This window comes from Niabella insulisoli (assembly GCF_039652435.2).
Taxonomy (GTDB): Bacteria; Bacteroidota; Bacteroidia; order Chitinophagales; family Chitinophagaceae; genus Niabella; species Niabella insulamsoli.
Genome location: NZ_CP190246.1, coordinates 1,284,164 through 1,305,925, shown reverse-complemented (window position 1 = coordinate 1,305,925; position 21,762 = coordinate 1,284,164). Strand labels below are relative to the sequence as shown.

The window sequence follows — 21,762 nt, the reverse complement described above, 5'->3', positions numbered from 1 at the left end:
CTTGAAATTCAGAAAAATGAAAGTTCAGAATTATTCTAATCATGTGCGTTTTTATGCGCCGCATCATTTTGTATTTTACCCGCTAACTGCTGTGCTTACTTTTATTGCGGGTTATAAAGCAGCTAAAGAAGAAGGAACGATTTGGTTCTTTGTGACCGCATTATTGATCGTGCTTATATGGGTCGCTTTTATGATGAGGCAACATTACGCACTAACGCTTCAAAACCGCATCGTCAGGCTGGAAATGCGGCATAAGTATTCGATGTTGACAGGGAAGGATTTTGAACCCATGGAGGAAAAATTATCCTTCGAACAAATAGCCGCTTTAAGGTTTGCCTCTGACGAAGAATTGGTGCCCCTGGTAGTAAGGACCATTAAAGAAAACCTTTCTCCCAAAACCATTAAAGAGAGCATCGTTAGCTGGAAAGCTGACCACATGCGGGTTTAGCCGGCTTTTCTGCGGCGCATTTCCTTTTCTATCAGGCTGAGTTCGCGGCCCGTCTGGCCTTTAACCGAAGTATTTTCCTCTGCCCTGCGCATTAAATAAGGAATCACATCTTCTATCGGGCCGAAAGGCAGGTATTTGCTTACATTGCAGCCGGCCTGCGCCAGGTTGAAAGTGATATTGTCACTCATACCAAACAGCTGACTAAAATTCACATGAGGATGGTTCAAGGGCAGCCCCATTTGTTGCATTTGCTGCACGGCCAGCAAGTTACTGTTTTCGTTGTGCGTGGCGATCAACACGCTGATCCGGTCTATATGATTGAGGCAGTAAGCAACGCCCGCGTCAAAATCCTGATCCGTGGCCTGCTTGTCTGCCTGAATAGGCGATGGATAGCCATTTTCTTCCGCGCGGTTTCTTTCTTTTTCCATATAAGCGCCACGCACCAGTTTCACGCCCAACATAAAACCTCGCTCCGCGGCTGCATCGGCACAATCCGTTAAAAAACGCAGCCTATCGTGCCGGTAATGTTGCACCGTGTTATAAATCACGGCTTTTCCCCGGTTGAACGAATCCATCATCAACATCACCAAGGCATCCACCGGATCCTGGATCCAGGTTTCCTCAGCATCAACCAGCATGCCTACATTTTTTTCCGCCGCTTTTTCGCAAACCCGCATCATGCGCAGCCGCACGCGGTGCCATTCTTCCCGCTCTTCCGCGTCCAGTTCTTCAAGTGCGCCCAAATATTTTTTTATCAGCGAGCCTTTGCGCCGATGCATGATCTCATCCAGTTTTTCCAATAGTGAGAAACGCGTCAGGCCGGTCACCTTCACACTCATAAACGGAATATTCGGCTGCGAAGCCGCATAATCGATCACCCGGATGAACGCGGAGGCCGCATGATCGTATTCAGCATCGCTGCCGCCGCCGCCTTCAACGCCGTAATCCAGGATCACATCTACGTTATACTTGCCCAGCAAGCTCGCCACAGCAGCCGTTTGCTCCAAAGTTTCGCCGCCTGTAAATTGTTTGAAGATGGTGCTTTTGATCAATCCTTTCACTGGCAGTTTCGCTTTGATCGCCCAGGGCGTCAGGGCCGTCCCCAGCTTTACCAGAAAGGGATTGCCCATCATGCTGAACAACCTTTTCGATGCTTTCAGATCTTTGTCGGATTTGTACTGAAAAGCTAATTCGGTATTATTAAATGAAATTTCCGATGCGCTCATAAAACAAAAATAGTGTGAAGGCGCAAATTTTAAACATGCGGGGTTTGCACAACCGATTGCGCGGGTTAGCGGGCCCGATTTTAGAAAAAAGAAGCCGCGTCAAAACGCGGCTTAAGCAGATCACTACATTGCAGGTATCTTATAACAATCCCGCCAGCTCCAGGCTCTTTTTCCTTAGTTTGCGTTCTTCCACGCTTTCTATCACCGGGTCGGGCTCGAGTATCAGAGAGGTGCCGTTTTCCTTCCACCAGCTTTTCTCTTTCAATTTTTTCAACGCAATGACTCCCGACAGATATTTCCGGTCTTCCTGCGCATGCCATTGCTCGATCCATTCAAACTCATCGGTAGGAATATTTTTAACTTCAACAAAACTTACATAAACCTTTAAATAAATATCATCATTCAATTGATTGGGTTCATGATGATACAATTTTTTATACTCATATTTATAACCGTAGCGCAACGCCGAGAGGTCGCTTAAAACCGCCGATGCTGTTGGGAAACTGCCCGCTCCTTTGCCGTAAAAAAACTGCTGGTCGGCAAACCCGCTTTCAATAACTACCCCGTTGTATTCATTTTTTACAAATGACAAAGGATTATCGGCCTGCACAAACTGAGGCAGCACAAAAGCCGCCACACCGCCATCAATCAGCTTTTTAGCCTGCGCCACCAGGCGTATTTGCTGGCCGCGCGCTTTGGCTACCTGCGCGTCCGACTTATGAATATTTTGAATGCCGGTAAATAAAATTTCATCCGGCATGGTTACAATACCATAGGCATGGCAAAGAAAAATCGTCCATTTATTCAAAGCATCAAACCCTTCTACATCGAGCGTGGGATTGCTTTCCGCAAAACCCAGCTGCTGCGCGAGCAACAAAGCTTCCTTAAAGCCCAGGTTTTCGTCAAACATTTTAGTAAGAATAAAATTGGTGCTTCCGTTTACAATCGCCCTGATGCTATGCAGCAGGTCGTTATCGTAATACTCTTCCAGGTTTCTGATCGCGGGTATAGAAGCACAGGCCGACGATTCATATAAGAACGAACGCCCCGTCTGCTGCTGCAGGCGCAGTAATTCGTCGAGATGTTCGGCCACCATTTTTTTGCTCGAGCTTACCACTTCTTTCTTATTGCCCAATGCTGTTTTTACTATTTCAAAAGCGGCGTTGGCATCATCGATCACTTCAACAATCACGTTGATTTCGGGATCGTTTAAAAGCTCCTCTTTATCGGTTGTAAATAATTCCGCCGGCGCATTTCTTTTCTTTCCCGGATTTTTTATACATACTTTTTTAATAGAGGCGCTCAACGAAGGCGTCTGCTTCAACACCTTGTACAGCCCCTCGCCTACCACACCAAATCCAAACATCCCGATCACTAATTGTCTGTGCTTGCTCATTTATACTCCTTTTTAAATGTCTTTTATGTTATCAACTTTCAATATAACCCGGCGGTTTTGCCACGCTCGCTTGTACTGAAGTGCATCGCTGATCTTTTTCCGGATGCCGCAGCAAACAAAAGCTTTGTTTTTGTTAACGCGCAGCCACTTCACTTCTAATAGCCGGTTATCTTTTTAAAAACTCCCCGATCGCCTCCGTCAACTGTTTAAACTCGAGCAAAAAGCCGTCGTGGCCATAGTCGGATAAAATCAATTTCACGTGTGCATTCGGAATATTGCTGGCGATAAATTCCTGCTCATATGGCGGAAACAAAATATCACCTTCCATGCTCAACGCCAGCGTTTTCGCTTTGACGCGGTTGAGCGCCTGCACCACGCCGCCCCTGCCGCGGCCGAGATTGTGCGAATCCATGCTTTTGGTAAGCGCATAATAGCTGAAAGCGTTGAACCGCGCGGAGAGCTTTGATCCCTGATAGCGCTGATAGCTCTCGCTTTTAAAACCTTCTATAAGATCGTCGCTCGCTTCAGACTGCGTCTTATTATAAGCCAGGTCGGTGCGGTAAGATAACAACGCAATGCTTCTGGCCACTTCCAGCCCCTTTTTGCCGGCGTCGACCATTTTATTTTTCCAGGTGGTGTCGGCCTCAATCGCCTGCCTCTGCGTGGCATTGAAAGCCTTACCCCAGGGCGAATGCACCGCGTTGGTGGCGATTGGAAATATATACTCAAACAAATCCGGATCCTGCACCGCCCACTCCATGAGTTGCTGGCCGCCGGTGCTGCCCCCGATGCCGATCTCAATTTTAGTAATACCTAAATCAGCCTGCAAAAGCCGGTAAGCATGCACCATATCCCTGATCGTAAAAAAGGGAAAATCGTGATAATACGAACTGCCGGTAGCGGGGTCAACGTCTAACGGATTGATGCTGCCATAACAGCTCCCCGGCATGTTGACACAAATGATAAAATGCTTTTCGGGGTCAAAGACCCTTCCCGGCCCCAACATTTCCGGCCACCATTCATGCGGGCAACTATTCGCCGTTAAGGCGTGAAAAATCCAGATGACATTATCTTTCGCGGCATTGAGCCGGCCGTAAGTCGTATAAGCCAGATGAAGATGATGCAGCGCTGCCCCGCTCTCCAATGTAAACACTTCATTATATCTGAAAACCTGCTGATCCATAGAATTAAAAAACTGCCTCTCCAAAATTATTTATCCAAAAACTGCCCGGAAAGCCTGCTCAAAATCGGCTTTTATATCATCAATATATTCAATCCCTGCGCTGATGCGTATCAGATTATCGAGTACCCCGGCGCCTTTTCTCTCTGCTTCGCTTAATTGCTCATGGGTTGTTGATGCCGGATGAATGGCGAGCGTTTTAGCGTCGCCCACGTTAGCCAGATGACTGACAAGCTTCAAAGAGTCGATGAATTTTTTACCGTTTTCTATGCCGCCTTTAATTCCAAACTGCAGGACACCGCCAAAACCGTTGCTCAAATACTTTTTTGCTAATGCATGGTACTCGTTGCTTTCAAGGCCCGGATACCAAACAAATTCCACATTTTCATTTGCTTCAAACCACTGGGCCAGGGCAAGCGCGTTATCTACAGTGCGCTGCACTCTCAAAGACAAAGTTTCGATGCCCTGTAATAAAAGGAATGAATTGAAAGGGCTCAACGCCGGGCCAAAATCTCGCAGGCCCTCCACGCGGGCTCTGATGGCGAACGCGATATTGGGCAGCCCCAGCGGGTTCCCCTCGCCAAAAACTTCCCAGAATTTCAAGCCATGATATCCTTCCGACGGCTCGGTAAATTGTGGAAATTTACCATTGCCCCAATTGTAGTTTCCGCCGTCAATCACCACTCCGCCAATGCTGGTGCCATGGCCGCCGATCCATTTTGTGGCCGAGTTAACCACGATATGGGCGCCGTGCTGAAGGGGCCTGCATAAAAAACCGCCTGCGCCAAATGTATTATCAACAATCAAAGGAATATCAAATTCACGCGCCAAAGCGGCGAACTTTTCAAAATCCGGGATATTCAATTTTGGATTACCGATCGTTTCGAGATAAATCGCTTTTGTTTTCGCATCGATTTTAGAACGGAAACTATCGACATTATCGCCTTCCGCAAACCTGGCTTCTATACCCAGTCTTTTAAAAGCTACTTTAAACTGGTTGTAAGTACCGCCGTAAACAAAGGAAGTGCTCACAAAATTATCGCCAGCCTCAAGAATATTCGTGATAGCTAAAAACTGAGCTGCCTGCCCGGAAGCAGTAGCCACAGCAGCCACCCCGCCTTCCAACGCCGCCATGCGCTGTTCAAAAACATCGGTGGTCGGGTTCATGATGCGCGTGTAGATATTACCAAATTCGCGCAAACCAAAAAGATTGGCCGCATGCTCGGCATTCTTAAACTGGTAGGAAGTCGTTTGATAAAGCGGAACGGCGCGACTGCCTGTTACAGGATCGGGTTGCTGGCCTGCATGTAATTGTAACGTATCAAAATGTAGAGTATGACTCATAAGATATGTTTTTAGCTTTTAAAAAATTTTGTCTCGAAACCTCGCAGTGTTCGCCTCTGTTATACACAAAAAAAGCCCGCCAGATAAACAGGCGGGCTTCATATTTTGATACTATTTTTTGTTGAAACTACCGGCTTATCTCTCCCGCCGTAGCGGGTTGGAATTGGCACCTTGCTTCTTTGCGACGAAACAGGTTGCCAAGGCTTCACAGGGCCATACCCTCTGCCTTTCTTGATAAGTATATAAAAGAACGAGGCGCAAATATAATGCAGTATATCCAAATAAAAAAGCCCCGCTAATTTGCGGGGCCGGTTTTGTCAAAATAATATGCTTTAGAACTTGTAACCGAGCGTGAATCCAAACGAAGTGTTATTAAGTGTCGCAGGATCATCATTATCCGGCAATTTCACTAAGCCTAAGTTTGCGTTTAAGTTCAACGACAATCCATTACTAAGTTGATATCCGGCTAAAAGCTTTCCACCGGCATCAATTTTTTTAATATTTGCTTCATCCCAATCCCACTTTACATCACCATCATCACCCGAGACTTTAACTTGACCAACACCCATTCCGATATAGGGTCCAACTCCCAGCAAAAGATGCCCGGTACCCAATTCAGGTTGATATTGGAACGTCACCGGTAATTGAATATAGTTCAAATGGATTTTAGGATTTCCGGCAATGTCTTCAAACGCTCCATCATAGGCGGCGCCATTCTGAACATAACTCAAACCTGGCTGCACCACGAAATCATCTGCGATACCAATATCATAAGTGATGCCAGCTTGAAATCCAGTTTTTAAACTTCCTTTTCCAAATTCATTTTCTGCGTCTTTTCCGGTTATATTAGAGAAATTAACGCCCGCGTTTACGCCAAAACGTCCTGCTTGGGCATTTGCTTCTGAAATCATCAAATTAGATGCAGCAAAAAGCAGTCCGCCAAATAATAATTGTTTTACTTTCATAAGATAAGATTTTAAGGTTAATTGTATAAACACATAGACGATCGTCTAATCAGTTTACTTTAAAAGAAATAGTTAATTTGTGCCCGCTTCTTTAGCAGCGTCACTTTTCATTTTTTCGTTGGCGGTGATCAAAAATTCCACACGGCGATTTTGCGCACGGCCTTCTGCTGTTTCATTCGAATATTTTGGATTGTGTAAGCCATAACCCACGGTATGCAGCCTGTTGAGCGCAATCCCATTATCACTTAAATAATTCGATACTACTGATGCTCTTCTTTCTGATAAAGCCTGGTTGTATTTTTCTGTACCCGTATTATCGGTATGGCCTTGTATTTCCACGTCAGTATCAGGATATTTGTTTAGAATCGTGATCAGGTCATCAAGCGTCGATTGAGAAGCCGCCGTCAGTTTCGCCTGATCAAATCCAAATAATACCGCACTGCTAAATTCTACCACAATACCTTCTTCCACGCGCTCTACCTTCGCCCCTGGCACTTCCTGCTTAATTTCTTCAGCCTGTTTGTCCATTTTTTTCCCAATAATAGCACCTGCAGTTCCGCCAACAGCAGCGCCTATGATAGCGCCCAAACCGGTATTACCCGCAGCTTTTCCAATTACAGCACCAATCGCAGCGCCGCCACCTGTTCCGATAGCTGCACCTTTTTGAGTTCGGGTAGCTGATTCACAACCGGCGAGCGTAAGTCCCGCAAATGCCGTAGCAAATAAAATTGTCTTCACGTTCTTCATCATGTTTGTTTTTAATTTTTAAAGATTTAAGTCATTGAACACCTGAATGACGCCAGGGGAATAGAAGACTGAAATCCGCTAAGCAGTTAACAAATTATATGCCAACGGAGTTTGATCTTAGACTTGAGCCCAATGAAAAAGGTTGCCTTAGCGGCAACCCTTTTTTAATATTGTGCGGGTTCTCCCGATTATTTTATTGAAGTTCCCCTACCGGAGCAGCAGCCATTTCCACCACTTTTGTGAGGATATAGGTAGTGCCTTTATGAGCTGCTTTTTCCTTCTTTTTATCGCTTTTGCGCGGCATATCTTGCTTTGCCACCGCATTGTTTTCTTCCATATCAGCAGCTGCGTTATACATCACACTGTCGCTTGCCATTAATTCAGGAAAGATAGCAGTCGGGTTTTCTTCATCAAATTTCCCTCCCACATTTACATATAATTTATTACTGGCTGAATCAAACAATAAAGTACCGCCGTTTAAAGATTTCCCGGAATATCTGTTTTGCTCGGATGCGGCAACTCCTCTTGTTGTTTCTGTTGAGGCTTCAACTGAGGCGATATCATTTTGAAGTGTCTTTTGAGATGGTATTTTATAAGTTGCAGGCGACACCCTCAAATCAGCCTTAAATTTACCATCAGGCATGCCATTAACCCAAACGACACCTTTATTTTCGCTATCTCGGGTGATGGTAACCGGGGTTACATTCCCTTCTTTGTCGGTAAATTCATATTGCCCTAAAACCGGAAAAATCATTTCATCGGTTAGTTCGCCGGGCATGGGCGCCAACTCTTTAGGTTGTGGTTTGTAATTTCTAGGCGTTTCAGGAGTGGTGGAAACCTGGGCTAATGACGCTGTGGTGAATGATACTGAAACTGCCAGCGTCAATAAAAAATTCCTCTTCATTTTTTTATTTTTTACGGTTTAACGGAACCAGAGCCCGACCAGTTCATTTGGCCTGCCTGATTATAATAAAAGAGTTGACGGGGATTTCCACGGCAACTCAATCGATGAGGTAGAAATTATTATGCCAAAAATTTATTTATGGCTCAATAAACCTTTATTTTAGATTTTAGTTATGAAATGGGGCGATGAATCCCAAAAAACAGGGCAAAACTCCTTTAAATCAGCAAAAAATTGGAAAAGAAAGGTTTAGATAAAATTGAGGTCACGGGCGCGCGTGTTCATAATCTTAAAAACATCGATATATCCATCCCAAAGAATCAATTAGTTGTTATCACAGGTATCAGCGGCAGCGGAAAATCTTCCCTCGCTTTTGACACTATTTATTCGGAAGGACAGCGGCGTTATATGGAAACTTTCGGCGCTTACGCGCGTCAGTTTATCGGTGATATGGAACGCCCCGACGTGGATCAGATTACCGGCCTTTCCCCGGTTATTTCCATTGAACAAAAAACCACGAACAAAAACCCGCGTTCTACCGTAGGAACTGTGACAGAGGTTTACGATTTTTTCAGGCTTTTTTTTGCCAGAGTTGCCAAGGCTTACTCTTACAATACGGGCAAAGAAATGGTGAAATGGAGCGAAGAAGAAATTGTAGAAAATATTTTCCAAAAATTTTATCTGCAAAAAATCAATGTGTTGGCGCCGCTTGTTCGCGGACGCAAAGGCCACTACCGCGAGTTGTTTGAAGATGTTCGGAAGAAAGGGTTTTTGAAAGTACGCGTGGACGGGGTTATTAAAGACCTTACCGCCAAGATGCAGGTAGACCGCTACAAAATTCACGACATTGAACTTGTCGTGGACCGTTTGCAGGTAACAGATGATCTTAAAGCACGGTTGAGCCAGAGCGTGCAGCAGGCGCTAAAACTGGGCAAAGATTTGATGTTTGTGCTGGCAAACGATGATAACGGCATCACCCAATATTCTAAAATGCTGATGTGCGAAGATTCGGGCATCAGCTACGAAGAACCTTCACCCAACTCCTTCTCTTTTAACTCGCCTTATGGCGCCTGCCCTTTTTGCCGTGGCCTGGGCACGAGCTCCGTGATACACATGGATTCGATTGTGCCGGACATGGGCAAAAGCATCAGGCAGGGCGGCATCGCTCCTTTGGGCGAAGAGCGCAACGCCAGCGTGTATCAGCAGGTGGAAACCTTTTGCCGAAAACATAAAATCAGCCTGTCCAAACCATTAAAAGACCTGCCGCAAGAGCAACTGAATTTACTTTTATACGGCGATGGCGGTGCCGAACAAACGCTTCACCTCGACGGCACAGATGAAACCATTCCTGATTATTATACCGGCAGCTATGAAGGCATTATACCGATGCTGAAAAGATGGTATTTATCGCCGCAGAGTAACGAAAGCCTCCGCGATTGGGTGGAAAAATTTATGGAGCTGCAAAACTGCCCTTCCTGCGACGGGGAGCGTTTGAAAAAAGAAAGCTTATGGTTCAAAATCGATCACAAAAATATTGCGTATTTAAGCAACCTCAATCTCGATAATCTTGCGGCCTGGCTGGATGGCATCGAACTTCGCCTTACCAAAAAGCAGAATGCCATTGCCAAAGATATTCTGAAAGAAATAAGAGAACGGTTAGGTTTCCTGCTTGATGTAGGGCTTACTTACCTTTCACTGAACCGCCCCAGCCGCACACTAAGCGGCGGCGAATCGCAGCGCATCCGGCTGGCCACCCAAATTGGCTCGCAACTACAGGGCATTACTTATATTCTGGATGAACCTTCGATCGGGCTACACCAAAGAGACAATCACCGGCTGATCAGCTCGCTCGAAAACCTGCGTGATATCGGGAATAGCGTTTTGGTGGTGGAACATGATAAAGATATTATGTTAGCCGCCGATTATCTGATTGATATAGGGCCGCGCGCTGGCTTTCATGGTGGGCGCGTAGTGGCTCAGGGCACGCCTGAAGAAATACTGAAACTGGATACCATCACCGCAGGATACCTGAACGGTCATTTGAAAATCGAAGTGCCGCAGGAAAGGCGCGCCGGCAACGGAAAATTTGTAGAGCTAAAAGGCGTTACAGGAAACAACCTGAATAATGTAAGCGCCAAATTCCCCCTCGGAAAAATGATTGTGGTGACCGGCGTCAGTGGCAGCGGCAAATCAACGCTTATCAATGAAACGCTCTACCCCATCCTGAGCAACCATTGTTTTCCCGCAAGCAAAATGCATCCCATGCCGCACCGATCGGTGAAAGGCCTGGAGCATATTGACAAAGTAGTTGAAATAGATCAGTCGCCCATTGGCCGCACGCCGCGTAGCAACCCGTCCACTTATTGCGGATTTTTCACCGATATCCGAACTTTGTTCGCCTCCGTGCCCGAAGCAAAAATCAGGGGTTATAATGCCGGCCGTTTTTCTTTCAATGTAAAAACCGGCCGTTGCGATGTTTGTGAGGGCGGCGGCATGCGCGTCATCGAAATGAATTTCTTGCCCGATGTGTATGTGCCCTGCGAAAAGTGTAACGGCAAAAGATATAACCGCGAAACACTTGAGATCCGGTATAAAGGAAAATCAATCTCTGATGTTTTAAACATGACTGTTGACGACGCGGTTGAATTTTTTCAACCCGTTCCTAATATTCACCGGAAGATCAAAACGCTGCAGGACGTGGGCCTGGGATATATTACCCTGGGACAAAGCGCGGTAACGCTCAGCGGCGGCGAGGCGCAGCGCGTTAAACTCAGCACCGAACTTTCAAAAAAAGATACCGGCAAAACGTTTTACATTCTGGATGAGCCCACCACAGGGCTGCATTTTGAAGATATAAAACACCTCATCAGGGTATTAAATAAACTGGCAGACAGGGGCAACACGGTGTTGATCATCGAGCATAATATGGATGTTATAAAAATCGCCGATCACATCATTGACCTCGGGCCTGAAGGCGGCGATGGCGGCGGAAAAATTTTGTTTGAGGGAACGCCGGAAGCATTGGTTAAAAACAAAGAAAGCTACACCGGGAAATATTTAAAACCGGAATTAGCGCTTTAGTCCAGGATCATTTCGATATGATCAATGCCTGCATCATCATAAATTTTGCTGCAGGCTTCAAAACCCAGCAGTTCATAAAATTTTTTAAGATGAAACTGCGCGCCAATTTTTATGGGCTTTTTTCCATAAACATCATGGCTGGCGCTGATACTTTCCTGCATCAACAGTTTGCCTAAGCCGCCGTTGCGCACTTCTTTTTTGAGCACCACGCGGCCGATCGACTGTTCTGCATAGCTCAGTCCCGGCGGCAGCAACCGGGCATAGGCGACGAGCACGCCCTCTTGGTAGCCCATCAGGTGCCAGCCTTTCACATCTTTACCATCCACATCCTGGTAAAAGCAATGCTGTTCTACCACAAAGACTTCGCTGCGCAATTGCAAAATATCGTACAATTCAGTGAGCGCAAGCTTTTCAAATGGCTTCCTGATCCAGTTCATCATATTCCTCAATGTTTAATCAATCTTTTTGTTTTAATAGCCCCTATAAAAATAAGCAGCAAACGACTAAATTTACGGCTCTAAAGCTTTGCAAATGCATAAATTTCTTTTGATGTTTTTACTGGCGGGATGGATCAGCCCTTCATTCGCGCAGTATGACCTAAAACCGCTGACTGTTGAAAAAATTATGAGAGACCCCAAATGGATGGGTACGTCTCCTTCTCAACTACAATGGAACCGCGCCGGTGATACATTATTTTTTTTATGGAACCCCGACCAGTTGCCTGCAGATTCACTTTATTTTATTACGTTAAAAAATACGACGCCCCAAAAAGCTACGGTCGCCCAACGACAATTTTTATCTCCACCCGGCGCCTATGTTTATAATGAAAGGCGCAGCCAGTATGTTTTTGAGAAGAATGGAGATATTTTTTTTGCTGATTTAAAATCAGGTCAAACCAAAAGGATTACACAAACGATCGAAAGTGAAAATGACCCGCAATTCAGTTTTAACGAAGATAAAATTGTGTATAAAAGCGGATCTAATCTTTACGCCTGGGATATCCATTCCGGCGAAACGCAACAGCTTACCAATATCGGCTTTACACGTAAAAATCCGGAACCGGCCAAAAACACAGGGGCAGCAGAAAAATGGCTAAACAAAGATCAACTTCAGCATTTTGAGGTTTTGCGTGAAAGAAAGATAAAAAATGACACCAGTGAAGCTTACCGCAATGCGCTGCCGAAAGAAAAACCACTCCGCTATCTTTTTGTTCCAGAAGGTGCTGTGCGCGGCCTGAGCATTAGCCCGGACGGGCGATTTGTAAGCTATCGCGTTTTTAAATCAGCCCAAACCAGAAATACAATCATCCCAAATTATATTACCGAAAGCGGTTACACAACGGATATTTTCGGACGCACCAAAGTGGGTGCCGAGCAGGGCGTCTCCCGCTTTTTTATTTTCGATCGTAAAAAAGACACCGTACTATCGCTGCCTGTTGCGGCTATTCCCGGCATACCCGACCTACCTTCTTATCTAACGGATTATCCTCCTTCCCTTGCAAAACGAAAAAAAGACAGCAGCCTGCGAAATGTGACAGTAGGCGGCATTTCCTGGTCGCGAAAAGGACGACATGCCGTGGTTGATATCTATGCTGACGACAATAAAGACCGTTGGTTGATGCTTTGGAACATGGACACCAACGAGCTCACTTTATTGGACCGGCAGCATGACGATGCCTGGATTGGCGGCCCGGGCATTCATAGCGGCAATGTCGGATGGATTAGTGAGGAAGATTGCTGGTTTCAATCGGAAGCAACCGGCTATGCGCATTTATATACCGTCAACGTTCAAACTTTAAAAAAGCGGCCATTGACTTCGGGCTCCTATGAAGTTCAGCAAGCCATTTTATCAAAAGATAAAAAGAGCTTTTTTATTACGACCAATGAAGTGCATCCGGGAGAGAAGCATTTTTACCGGCTACTGATCGCCAGCGGAAAACAAGAAAGAATCACGCAAATGACCGGCGCCAACGAAGTGGAACTTTCGCCGAACGAACAATATATCGCGCTGCTTCATTCTTATTCAAACAAGCCATGGGAATTATATCTTCAGCCCAACAAACCTGGCGCCGCAGCTCAGCAAATTACCTTTAAAGCCCAAAGCGATGCATTTAAATCTTACGCCTGGCGCGATCCGGAAGTGATTACTTTTACGGCCGCTGACGGGGCTAAAGTTCATGCGCGTGTTTACAAACCTGCCCATCCGCATCCCGAAAGGCCGGCAGTTTTGTTCGTTCATGGCGCCGGGTATCTTCAAAATGCGCATAAATGGTGGAGCAGCTATTTCAGGGAATATATGTTCAACAATTTGTTGGCCGACAACGGATATTATGTAATGGATATCGATTACCGCGCGAGCGCCGGTTATGGCCGTGATTGGCGGACCGGCATTTACCGCCACATGGGAGGAAAAGACCTGAGCGACCATGTGGACGCTGTAAAATACCTGGTTGAAAATTTCAACGTTAATCCCCGGCGCGTTGGCCTGTATGGAGGTTCATACGGCGGTTTTATTTCGCTGATGGCCATGTTTACAAAGCCTGATGTGTTTGCCGCCGGTGCCGCTTTAAGGCCTGTTACCGATTGGGCCAACTACAATCACGGTTACACCTCAAATATATTAAATGAACCCTACGCTGACAGCCTGGCTTATTACCGCAGCTCCCCTATTTATTTTGCCAACGGCCTTAAAGGGCATTTATTGATATGCCATGGCATGGTAGACGTGAATGTTCATTTTCAGGATGCGGTAAAACTTTCGCAACGCCTGATCGAACTGGGCAAAGACAATTGGGAACTGGCATCTTACCCGATGGAAGGCCACGGCTTTATTGAACCCAGTAGCTGGACCGATGAATATAAACGCATTTTTAAACTGTTTGAAACTGTTCTGAAAAAATAAATGCTCTGGGAAACAGTTTACTTAAAAGATACATCCCTTTGGGACGCCACTACTTCGAGGCGAGCGGGTCCGCCTTCGCCGCTAATATCCATACTTTTCTTTCCATAACTTCTTTAAATAATTACGCAGTTCCATTTCGCGCGGATTGTCACCGGGCTCATAAAACTTAGTCCCAGCCAGTTTTTCAGGCAAATATTCCTGTTCGGAGAAATTATTATCGTAGCTGTGCGCATACTGATAACCTTTGCCATAATTCAATTGCTTCATCAGCCGGGTGGGCGCATTTCGTATGTGCAGCGGAACGGGCAAATCGCCGTATTGTTGCACGGCGGACATAGCTTCGTTAATGGCCATGTAAGAAGCATTGCTTTTCGGCGAGGCCGCGAGATAAACCGCGCATTGCGACAGGATAATCCTCGATTCGGGGTGGCCGATTTTATTAACAGCTTCAAAAGTAGCGTTCGCCAGCAAAAGCGCATTGGGATTAGCATTACCAATATCTTCGCTGGCCAATATCACCAAACGCCGCGCGATAAATTTCACATCCTCGCCACCCTCTATCATGCGGGCCAACCAATACACAGCCGCATTGGGGTCGCTGCCGCGGATGGATTTTATAAACGCAGAAATAATATCATAATGCTGCTCGCCGCTTTTATCATATAAGGCCACTTTTTTTTGAGCGACATCCATTACGAGGGCGTCGGTCACTTCTACTTTTTGCTTGGCTGTATTGCAAACCAATTCGAGCAGGTTCAATAACTTTCTTGCGTCTCCGCCGCTGATCTGAATTAATGCATCTGTTTCTTTTAAAACGATCTTCTTTTTTTTCAGCGCCTCATCTTCCTTAATCGTTTTATGCAAAAGCTGTATCAGGTCTGCTTCGGTTAACGGTTTCAACACATACACCTGGCAGCGGCTCAGCAGCGCGCTGTTGACTTCAAAGGAAGGGTTTTCTGTCGTGGCTCCGATCAGGGTGATGGTTCCCTTTTCCACTGCGTGTAATAAGGCGTCCTGCTGACTTTTATTAAAGCGATGAATTTCATCAATAAACAAAATGCTGCGGTATTCATGCCTGGCTTTCTCTATCACTTCCCTGACTTCTTTTACACCAGCATTTACGGCGCTCAGCGAAAAGAAAGAAACCGACAACTGGCTGGCGATGATATGCGCGAGCGTGGTTTTGCCGGTGCCCGGCGGTCCCCAAAAAATGATAGAACCTATAGATTGATTTTCGACAGATCTTCTCAAAATGCTGCCGGGGCCGATCAGGTGTTGCTGACCAACTACATCTTCGAGGGCGCGAGGCCTTACCCGCTCTGCTAATGGAGGCATCATGCGGCGAATTTAGCGCACATTGGCTTTTAAAAAAGCTTCAATTTTTTTAAAGCTATCATTTAGAATCGCAGGGTCGGACCACCCATGCGTTTGGTTGGCATAAAATACGAGCTCGTTGGGCACATTGAACTGATCTAACCTGGCCCGCAATGCAAAGGATTGCTCCTTCGGTACCACGTCATCCACCCCCCCATGAAAGATAATGGTGGGAGGTGTATTCGCATTTACAAATTGAATAGGGCTGCTATTGCGATACACATCCGGTTTTTGAAAAGGCGTACCCGTCATCAGCAACCGAAGTCCGAACGCAAGCGCAGGATCGCTGCTGTAAAACTGGTATAAGGCCACCATGTCTACAGGGCCAAAAAAATCAATCACAGCCCTCGGCTTTACAGGCGCGGAATTTTTATAGCTTTGAAGCAAGGCCAGATGAGCGCCGGAACTTACGCCAGCCAAAACCCATTTATCCGAGATGACATATTTTGCGCGATGATCGTAGATAAAATCCACCGCCGTTTTCAGATCATTTTCCTGCGTGGGAAAATTGTTGGAAAAGCCCGTTGATAGCCGGTAATTGATATTAAAAATCGCATAATCGGGCAGCAGTTCTTTAAACTCTGAAATAAAACTGGTAAAATCTGCCTTATCGCCCGATGACCAGGCCCCGCCATGAATAAGCACCAGCACTTTAGTTTGCACAACTGTTCTATTTTCAGGCAGGTAAATATCCATTTTTTGCAATGGATCATTATCATAGGCTACATTCGTGAGCGTCTCTGCCTGCAAACCGGAAGGCGGAGGTTCCGGCCTTTCAATCGCCTCATCCTTTGAGCAGGAAAAAAAAGCGGCAAAAAGAAATAGGATAATACTTTGTTTCATGAGGACAGCTTTTGTTCGTTATCCGGCGCCTGCTTTTACCTGCCATCTGTGAGGGCGCGTTAAAAGCATTTGATATTTTATGCAATTTCGCTTTTCTTTGCGACATAGAGCCTCAAAAAAAAATATCATCTCTTTTAAAGCAGCATCTCGACCTGCTTAATCACTGACATGCTTTCTCATTGTTGTCGGAGTTTGTAATTTCTATTCAAAAAAAGATTTGATATGCCTGAAACTATTGATCAAAAATCAGCCTATTTTATAGATTTGGAAGCGCAATATGGGGCGCACAACTATCATCCCTTGCCGGTAGTTTTAACACGCGGCGCAGGCGTCTATGTTTGGGATGTCGAAGGAAAAAAGTACTACGATTTCCTAAGCGGATACTCTTCTGTCAACCAGGGCCATTGCCACCCCCGGATACTGGAGGCGTTTGCCCATCAGGCGCAACGCCTGACTTTAACCAGCCGCGCTTTTTATAACGACCAGCTCGGTGTGTTTGCATCGTATATTACCCGATTATTTGGCTACGATAAGGTTTTGCCGATGAACACGGGCGTGGAAGCTGTAGAAACAGCGATTAAACTTTGTCGTAAATGGGCTTACGAAAAAAAGGGTGTTAAAGAAAATAAAGCCACTATTATCGTGTGCGATCACAATTTTCACGGGCGTACGACTACCGTCATTTCTTTTAGCAGCGACCCTTCCGCAAAAAATCATTTCGGCCCCTTTAGTAGCGGATTTATAAATATTCCTTACAACGATTTGCAGGCACTCGAAAACCTGCTACAGCGCGATGCTGATATCGCCGGATTTTTAGTCGAACCGATACAGGGAGAAGCCGGCGTTTTCGTGCCGGATGAGGGCTATTTGTCAAAAGCGAAAGCATTATGTGAAAAATATAATGTACTGTTTATTGCGGATGAAATCCAAACAGGGCTTGGCCGCACGGGTAAGATGCTGGCCTGCGATCATGAAAACGTGCGGCCGGATATCGTGTTGCTCGGCAAAGCCTTAAGCGGCGGTATGATGCCGATCAGCGCTGTTTTGGCCGACGATGATATCATGCTTACTATCCGGCCCGGCGAGCATGGTTCTACTTTTGGCGGCAATCCTTTAGCGAGCGTTACCGCGGTTGCAGCGCTACAGGTTTTGGTAGACGAAAACATGGCGGAACAGGCAGAAAGGCTGGGACAATTTTTCAGGGACGCACTGGAAAAATTGCAGTCGCCCCTTATTAAAACCATTCGCGGCAAAGGCCTTTTGAATGCCATAGAGATTAACAGCACCGATCCCAATATGGCCTGGAATATCTGTGTGGCCATGAGCCAAAAAGGCCTATTGGCCAAGCCTACTCACGGCGACAAAATTCGCTTTGCACCGCCGCTTACCATTACGGAAGAACAATTAAGTGCATGTATTGTTATCATTCAGCAAACCCTGCAAACATTTGAGTAAGTCAAAACCCTCATATAATTTTCTGCCGGCCCTTTTAGTGGGTTTAATTGAAGGCGTGATCATAATGCTCGCACTTGCCTGCTTTTTTACAGGCAGCGGCATGAGCGCATCCAAAATTTATCTTTCACTGGGTGCGGCGTTGGTATTCGTTTCCGTTCTTCTCGGCTTAGGCGCTTATTACACCCGAAAAGATGAATTGGAACAGCATGAAGGCGAGAGCAAAATCCTGAAGATTTACCAAACGCTGGACATTGACGAAAACCTGAGACAGGCAATGGTAACGGATTCGGTGGCGGAAGCGCAACTATGGGAACAGGAATGGAAAGAAGGCAGTAATGCGACCGGCGATCTGTCGCCCAAAGTTTATGGTTTATCGATATTGGGTGGATTTCTGCTCGGCGGGCTCGCGACAATACTCAATTGCTATTTTTTCGAGCTGCCCGATTATGCCGGACTTTTTTTTCCTTTTATCCTCTTAGGCGTTTTGGGTTTTTACAAATACAAGTTTTCCAATCAAAAACCGTTAAGTGGCTTCCTGATTATCTCGTTGTCGGGCATGGCGGCGGCCTTTGCGGCCTACTACGCCGGCGGCCTCTTTTAACCGGTTTGCTTTTCAGCGGCTTTTTGCTGGGGTTCTTTAGGAAAAAGCGCGGCTATCAACAAGACGATGCTGGCTAATAATACCAGATAAATACCCGGCATTTTTTCGGGGCAAATGCCGGCTTCGCAACGCGGAATAACGCCAAAATTTCTAATCGCCCATGCCAGATTTAATGCGGCAAAAAGCAGATTGATTCTCTTAGCCCAGATTTTGGGCACGAATGTGAAAAGCAGTATCAACGCCACGAGCACAAAATGAGTCAGCGCCGGTTTACCATACCTGGTTCCGGCGGTATCCACGCCCGAAATAGTCAACGCCGGCGTTTCGATCCTCATCCAGGGCATAAAACAGGCGACAATCAATAAAATAGCTGCCAACACACAAAAAATTAATGAACGGTTCATAGGCTGCAAAAATAAATGAGCGCGCCTTACCGACACGCTCATTTCTAAAAAAATCGCCTAAATTGATTTAAAAGTAGAACACACCACTCACGCCCAAAGCGCGATGCTGGTTACTTTTGTTGGCATTGTTATCAGTAGTCTGACCAGGTACACTATTGGTTAAACCAATACCATATTGCGCATGTACGCCAAAACGACCGAAATCTATACCACCTACGATGTTGGCGCCAAAGTCAAATCTTTTGAACTGGCCGGAACCAACCTGTCCTTCCTGATCTGAAGCGTCTTCTGCAAGCGGATTGTCATTTCCCCATTCGATGCTACGAGAGGTTTCATCCGTTACGCCACCCACTTCAGTCATCGTTTTAATCTTGCCTGCAATACCAACAGCCGCATAAGGACCTGCTCCGATATACGCTTTTACTTTTTCGTTGAACGGTAACATCACCGCAACATTCACCGGCAGCTCCAGATACATGGGATTGACTTTATACGTTGTTTTTACCTCGTCAACCAAAGTAGTCGTTGACTCCGTACCTTTTGACTGCAGATCAAGGCCTGTTCTGATCGAGAACGTAGAACCCAAAGGGATTACGCCCACCACACCGGCATTGAACGTGTTCAACCGGTTGTTGTCGTCGATATTTCCTTCTTTTGAATTGGTGATATTAGTAGAGTTCCAACCACCTTTAATTCCGAATTTTGCTTCTGTAAAACCCTGGGCATTTACAGCACTTGCAGTAGCCAGCATCGCCACCGCTCCGATAATCATTTTCATTTTCATAATCTTCATTTAAATTAACCTTGGATTAAATTTTCGCTCTACAGTATAAAAATACTGTGCCAAAATTTGCTTCACTAACACTAAAAGCAAAAAAAAATTATATAAAATATTACTAAACAATAATTTAAAAAGAAAATATTTATTTATAAGAAAGAAAATCAATGGAACGGTCCCGCTGCTTTTTAGTCTGCTCCGAGTTGGCAGCGGCCATTGTGCCCGCTTTTTTAATGAGCATTAGCAACTCTTTCCTATACCCTTCTTTATCGTCTTCAGCCACTGTAGCAATGAGTTGCTGCGTCGAAGTATAGTTACTCTTTCCTTTGTAAGCCGAATTGCGAAGCAGCATTCCAAATTGAGCCAGGCCTGCGGCGAGCTGTGTATTTGGGGTTGAGCGGGCAAACGAAACGGGTTGACCAGTAATCGTTTGTTGCAACAGCAAACTTTTATCACCATCCGGCTTTTTATACCTGAATTTAACCGTCATCACTTCCTCACTATTATTAAAATCCGAACCTGTCATTTTCTTTTGCTGGTATTTTAAAGGATCGACCGATTTTAGTTCTGGTGCATCCACGCCCGCTGGAATGATTTCATATAAGGCGGTAACGGAGTGGCCGCTGCCCATTTCACCAGCGTCTTTTTTATCATCATTAAAATCGTCACTGGCCAACATGCGGTTTTCATACCCGATAAGCCGATATCCCTGCACTTTCGCCGGGTTAAATTCTATTTGTAACTTGACATCTTTTGCAATAGTAAACATCGTTCCGCCAAACTGGTGGATCAACACTTTTTTTGCTTCGCCCAATTGATCAATATAGGCGTGATTGCCATTTCCTTTATCCGCCAGTTTCTGCATTTTTGCATCCTGGTAGTTGCCGGTGCCAAACCCAAGCACTGTCAGAAATATGCCGGTTTTTCTTTTCTCCTCGATCATGCGCTCCAACTCATCATCGCTGCTTTGGCCCACATTAAAATCTCCATCGGTGCAAAGCACTATACGGTTATTGCCATTCTTTACAAAATTTTCAGCCGCTATTTTGTAGGCCAGCTCAATGCCGGCGCCACCCGCAGTAGAACCGCCCGCCTGCAACCTGTCGATGGCATCTTTAATTTTGGCAGGCGCATTTCCGTCGGTCGCCGGCAAGACAACGCCCGCGCTTCCGGCATAAACAACGATGGCTATCTTATCCTGCGGCCTCAATTGATCGGCTAAAAGTTTCATGGAAGCCTGGACGAGGGGCAGCTTGTCGGGCGAGGACATACTGCCGCTCACATCGATCAGAAAAACAATATTAGCCGCGGGCAGATGGTCCACCGGGATTTTCTTTCCCTGCAATCCAATGGAAACCAGGTGGTGCTTTTCATTCCACGGACAGGCGGTATACTCCGTGTTAATGCTAAACGGCTTGTCGCCGTCAGGCTGTGGATATGTATAAGTAAAATAGTTGATCATTTCTTCTATGCGCACTGCGCCCGCAGGAGGTAATGTCCCCTCATTAATAAACCTTCTGATATTACTGTAAGAAGCGCCATCCACATCTATGGAAAAAGTTGACAGCGGATTATCTGTCACCTTTAAAAAACTGTTTTCCTCAATGGCATCATATCCTTCCCTATCGAAATCCGCTTTGCGGCGATCAAGCTTAATGCCAGCTCCCGGCGCGGGGCGTCGGGAAAAATTATTGACACTTGCAGACCGTGTCACGGGCAGCAACGCAGCGCCCCCGGTTATCGCCCGCTTATGCGTCGTCCCATAACCTACCACGACCACCTCGTTTAAAGTCTGGGCAGGCGAGCCAATTACAATGGTTGTTTTTTCACCTGCACGCACTTCCACTTCCTTTTGAGCGTAGCCGACGGCTGTAACGATCAACCGGGCGGTTTTACCCGATATCGCTATACTAAAATTGCCGTTAGCATCCGTAGATACGACGTTGGAACTGCCTTTTTCCTGCACCGTGGCATTCGAAACAGGCGCCTGTTGGGCATCTACGACTTTGCCGGTCACCTCGTCGGTTCGCAGAGCGAACGAGGCCATTGTTGCTGCCAAAAAAAGGCAGCCTAATAATTTCAGGTTTTTCATTCGTAAATTTTTTATGGTTTTATAGG

At 46.0% G+C, this 21,762-nt stretch carries 18 protein-coding genes and 1 riboswitch; of the genes, 5 read left to right on the top strand and 13 right to left on the bottom strand.

What is annotated here, in order from left to right; translation table 11 throughout:
- Positions 1 to 16: 16 nt before the first annotated feature.
- Positions 17 to 448, top strand: a complete 432-nt coding sequence (locus ABDK00_RS05555; RefSeq protein WP_346238886.1) for a DUF6526 family protein — start codon at positions 17 to 19, stop codon at positions 446 to 448.
- On the opposite strand, the gene ABDK00_RS05550 is transcribed toward ABDK00_RS05555, so the two are convergent.
- The 7 genes from ABDK00_RS05550 to ABDK00_RS05520 all read right to left on the bottom strand — a co-directional run bounded on the left by ABDK00_RS05550 (position 445) and on the right by ABDK00_RS05520 (position 8,210).
- Positions 445 to 1,674, bottom strand: a complete 1,230-nt coding sequence (locus ABDK00_RS05550; protein WP_346238884.1) for a proline dehydrogenase family protein — start codon at positions 1,672 to 1,674, stop codon at positions 445 to 447. The two genes, ABDK00_RS05555 and ABDK00_RS05550, sit on opposite strands and share 4 nt — an antisense overlap.
- A gap of 139 nt (positions 1,675 to 1,813) precedes the next feature.
- The gene (locus ABDK00_RS05545; RefSeq protein ID WP_346238883.1) at positions 1,814 to 3,070 is read right to left on the bottom strand and encodes a homoserine dehydrogenase; all 1,257 of its coding nucleotides are present in this window, start codon (positions 3,068 to 3,070) and stop codon (positions 1,814 to 1,816) included.
- Positions 3,071 to 3,236: 166 nt separating this feature from the next.
- A complete protein-coding gene (locus ABDK00_RS05540; protein WP_346238882.1) occupies positions 3,237 to 4,253 on the bottom strand; it encodes a homoserine O-acetyltransferase family protein in 1,017 nt (338 codons plus the stop codon).
- Between the two features lie 30 nt (positions 4,254 to 4,283).
- Positions 4,284 to 5,594, bottom strand: a complete 1,311-nt coding sequence (locus ABDK00_RS05535; protein ID WP_346238881.1) for an O-acetylhomoserine aminocarboxypropyltransferase/cysteine synthase — start codon at positions 5,592 to 5,594, stop codon at positions 4,284 to 4,286.
- Between the two features lie 132 nt (positions 5,595 to 5,726).
- Positions 5,727 to 5,835, bottom strand: a riboswitch (SAM riboswitch).
- Between the two features lie 91 nt (positions 5,836 to 5,926).
- Entirely contained in the window at positions 5,927 to 6,559 is a 633-nt protein-coding gene (locus ABDK00_RS05530; RefSeq protein ID WP_346238880.1) for a porin family protein, read from the bottom strand.
- A gap of 72 nt (positions 6,560 to 6,631) precedes the next feature.
- Complete coding sequence (locus ABDK00_RS05525) at positions 6,632 to 7,309, bottom strand: OmpA family protein (protein WP_346238879.1); 678 nt, start codon at positions 7,307 to 7,309, stop codon at positions 6,632 to 6,634.
- 190 nt (positions 7,310 to 7,499) lie between these two features.
- Positions 7,500 to 8,210, bottom strand: a complete 711-nt coding sequence (locus ABDK00_RS05520; protein WP_346238878.1) for a hypothetical protein — start codon at positions 8,208 to 8,210, stop codon at positions 7,500 to 7,502.
- Between the two features lie 231 nt (positions 8,211 to 8,441).
- On the opposite strand from ABDK00_RS05520, the gene uvrA reads away from it, so the two are divergent.
- Positions 8,442 to 11,288 (top strand): excinuclease ABC subunit UvrA, encoded by a 2,847-nt coding sequence (gene uvrA, locus ABDK00_RS05515; protein ID WP_346238877.1) that lies wholly within the window; start codon positions 8,442 to 8,444, stop codon positions 11,286 to 11,288.
- Here the strand turns inward: uvrA and ABDK00_RS05510 are convergent.
- Positions 11,285 to 11,728, bottom strand: a complete 444-nt coding sequence (locus tag ABDK00_RS05510; protein WP_346238876.1) for a GNAT family N-acetyltransferase — start codon at positions 11,726 to 11,728, stop codon at positions 11,285 to 11,287. The genes uvrA and ABDK00_RS05510 overlap by 4 nt on opposite strands.
- A 91-nt stretch (positions 11,729 to 11,819) precedes the next feature.
- Between ABDK00_RS05510 and ABDK00_RS05505 the strand changes: the two genes are divergently transcribed.
- The gene (locus tag ABDK00_RS05505; protein ID WP_346238875.1) at positions 11,820 to 14,189 is read left to right on the top strand and encodes a S9 family peptidase; all 2,370 of its coding nucleotides are present in this window, start codon (positions 11,820 to 11,822) and stop codon (positions 14,187 to 14,189) included.
- Between the two features lie 81 nt (positions 14,190 to 14,270).
- On the opposite strand, the gene ABDK00_RS05500 is transcribed toward ABDK00_RS05505, so the two are convergent.
- Together ABDK00_RS05500 and ABDK00_RS05495 are read right to left on the bottom strand one after the other, a co-directional pair.
- Positions 14,271 to 15,527: a replication-associated recombination protein A gene (locus ABDK00_RS05500; RefSeq protein WP_425474797.1), complete on the bottom strand. Its 1,257-nt coding sequence runs from the start codon at positions 15,525 to 15,527 to the stop codon at positions 14,271 to 14,273.
- Between the two features lie 9 nt (positions 15,528 to 15,536).
- A complete protein-coding gene (locus ABDK00_RS05495) occupies positions 15,537 to 16,406 on the bottom strand; it encodes an alpha/beta hydrolase (protein ID WP_346238874.1) in 870 nt (289 codons plus the stop codon).
- A 222-nt stretch (positions 16,407 to 16,628) separates the two neighbouring features.
- Here ABDK00_RS05495 and rocD point away from each other — a divergent pair, with 222 nt between their 5' ends.
- The gene (gene rocD / locus ABDK00_RS05490; protein WP_346238873.1) at positions 16,629 to 17,861 is read left to right on the top strand and encodes an ornithine--oxo-acid transaminase; all 1,233 of its coding nucleotides are present in this window, start codon (positions 16,629 to 16,631) and stop codon (positions 17,859 to 17,861) included.
- Positions 17,854 to 18,462 carry a VIT1/CCC1 transporter family protein gene (locus tag ABDK00_RS05485; protein ID WP_346238872.1) on the top strand — a complete coding sequence of 203 codons (609 nt, stop codon included), beginning with the start codon at positions 17,854 to 17,856 and terminating at the stop codon, positions 18,460 to 18,462. Before rocD ends, ABDK00_RS05485 begins: the two co-directional genes overlap by 8 nt.
- Here the strand turns inward: ABDK00_RS05485 and ABDK00_RS05480 are convergent.
- The 3 genes from ABDK00_RS05480 to ABDK00_RS05470 form a co-directional block, all read right to left on the bottom strand.
- Entirely contained in the window at positions 18,459 to 18,866 is a 408-nt protein-coding gene (locus ABDK00_RS05480; protein ID WP_346238871.1) for a hypothetical protein, read from the bottom strand. The genes ABDK00_RS05485 and ABDK00_RS05480 overlap by 4 nt on opposite strands.
- A gap of 67 nt (positions 18,867 to 18,933) precedes the next feature.
- Positions 18,934 to 19,650, bottom strand: a complete 717-nt coding sequence (locus ABDK00_RS05475; RefSeq protein ID WP_346238870.1) for a porin family protein — start codon at positions 19,648 to 19,650, stop codon at positions 18,934 to 18,936.
- Positions 19,651 to 19,789: 139 nt separating this feature from the next.
- Positions 19,790 to 21,736, bottom strand: a complete 1,947-nt coding sequence (locus ABDK00_RS05470; RefSeq protein WP_346238869.1) for a vWA domain-containing protein — start codon at positions 21,734 to 21,736, stop codon at positions 19,790 to 19,792.
- Positions 21,737 to 21,762: the final 26 nt, after the last annotated feature.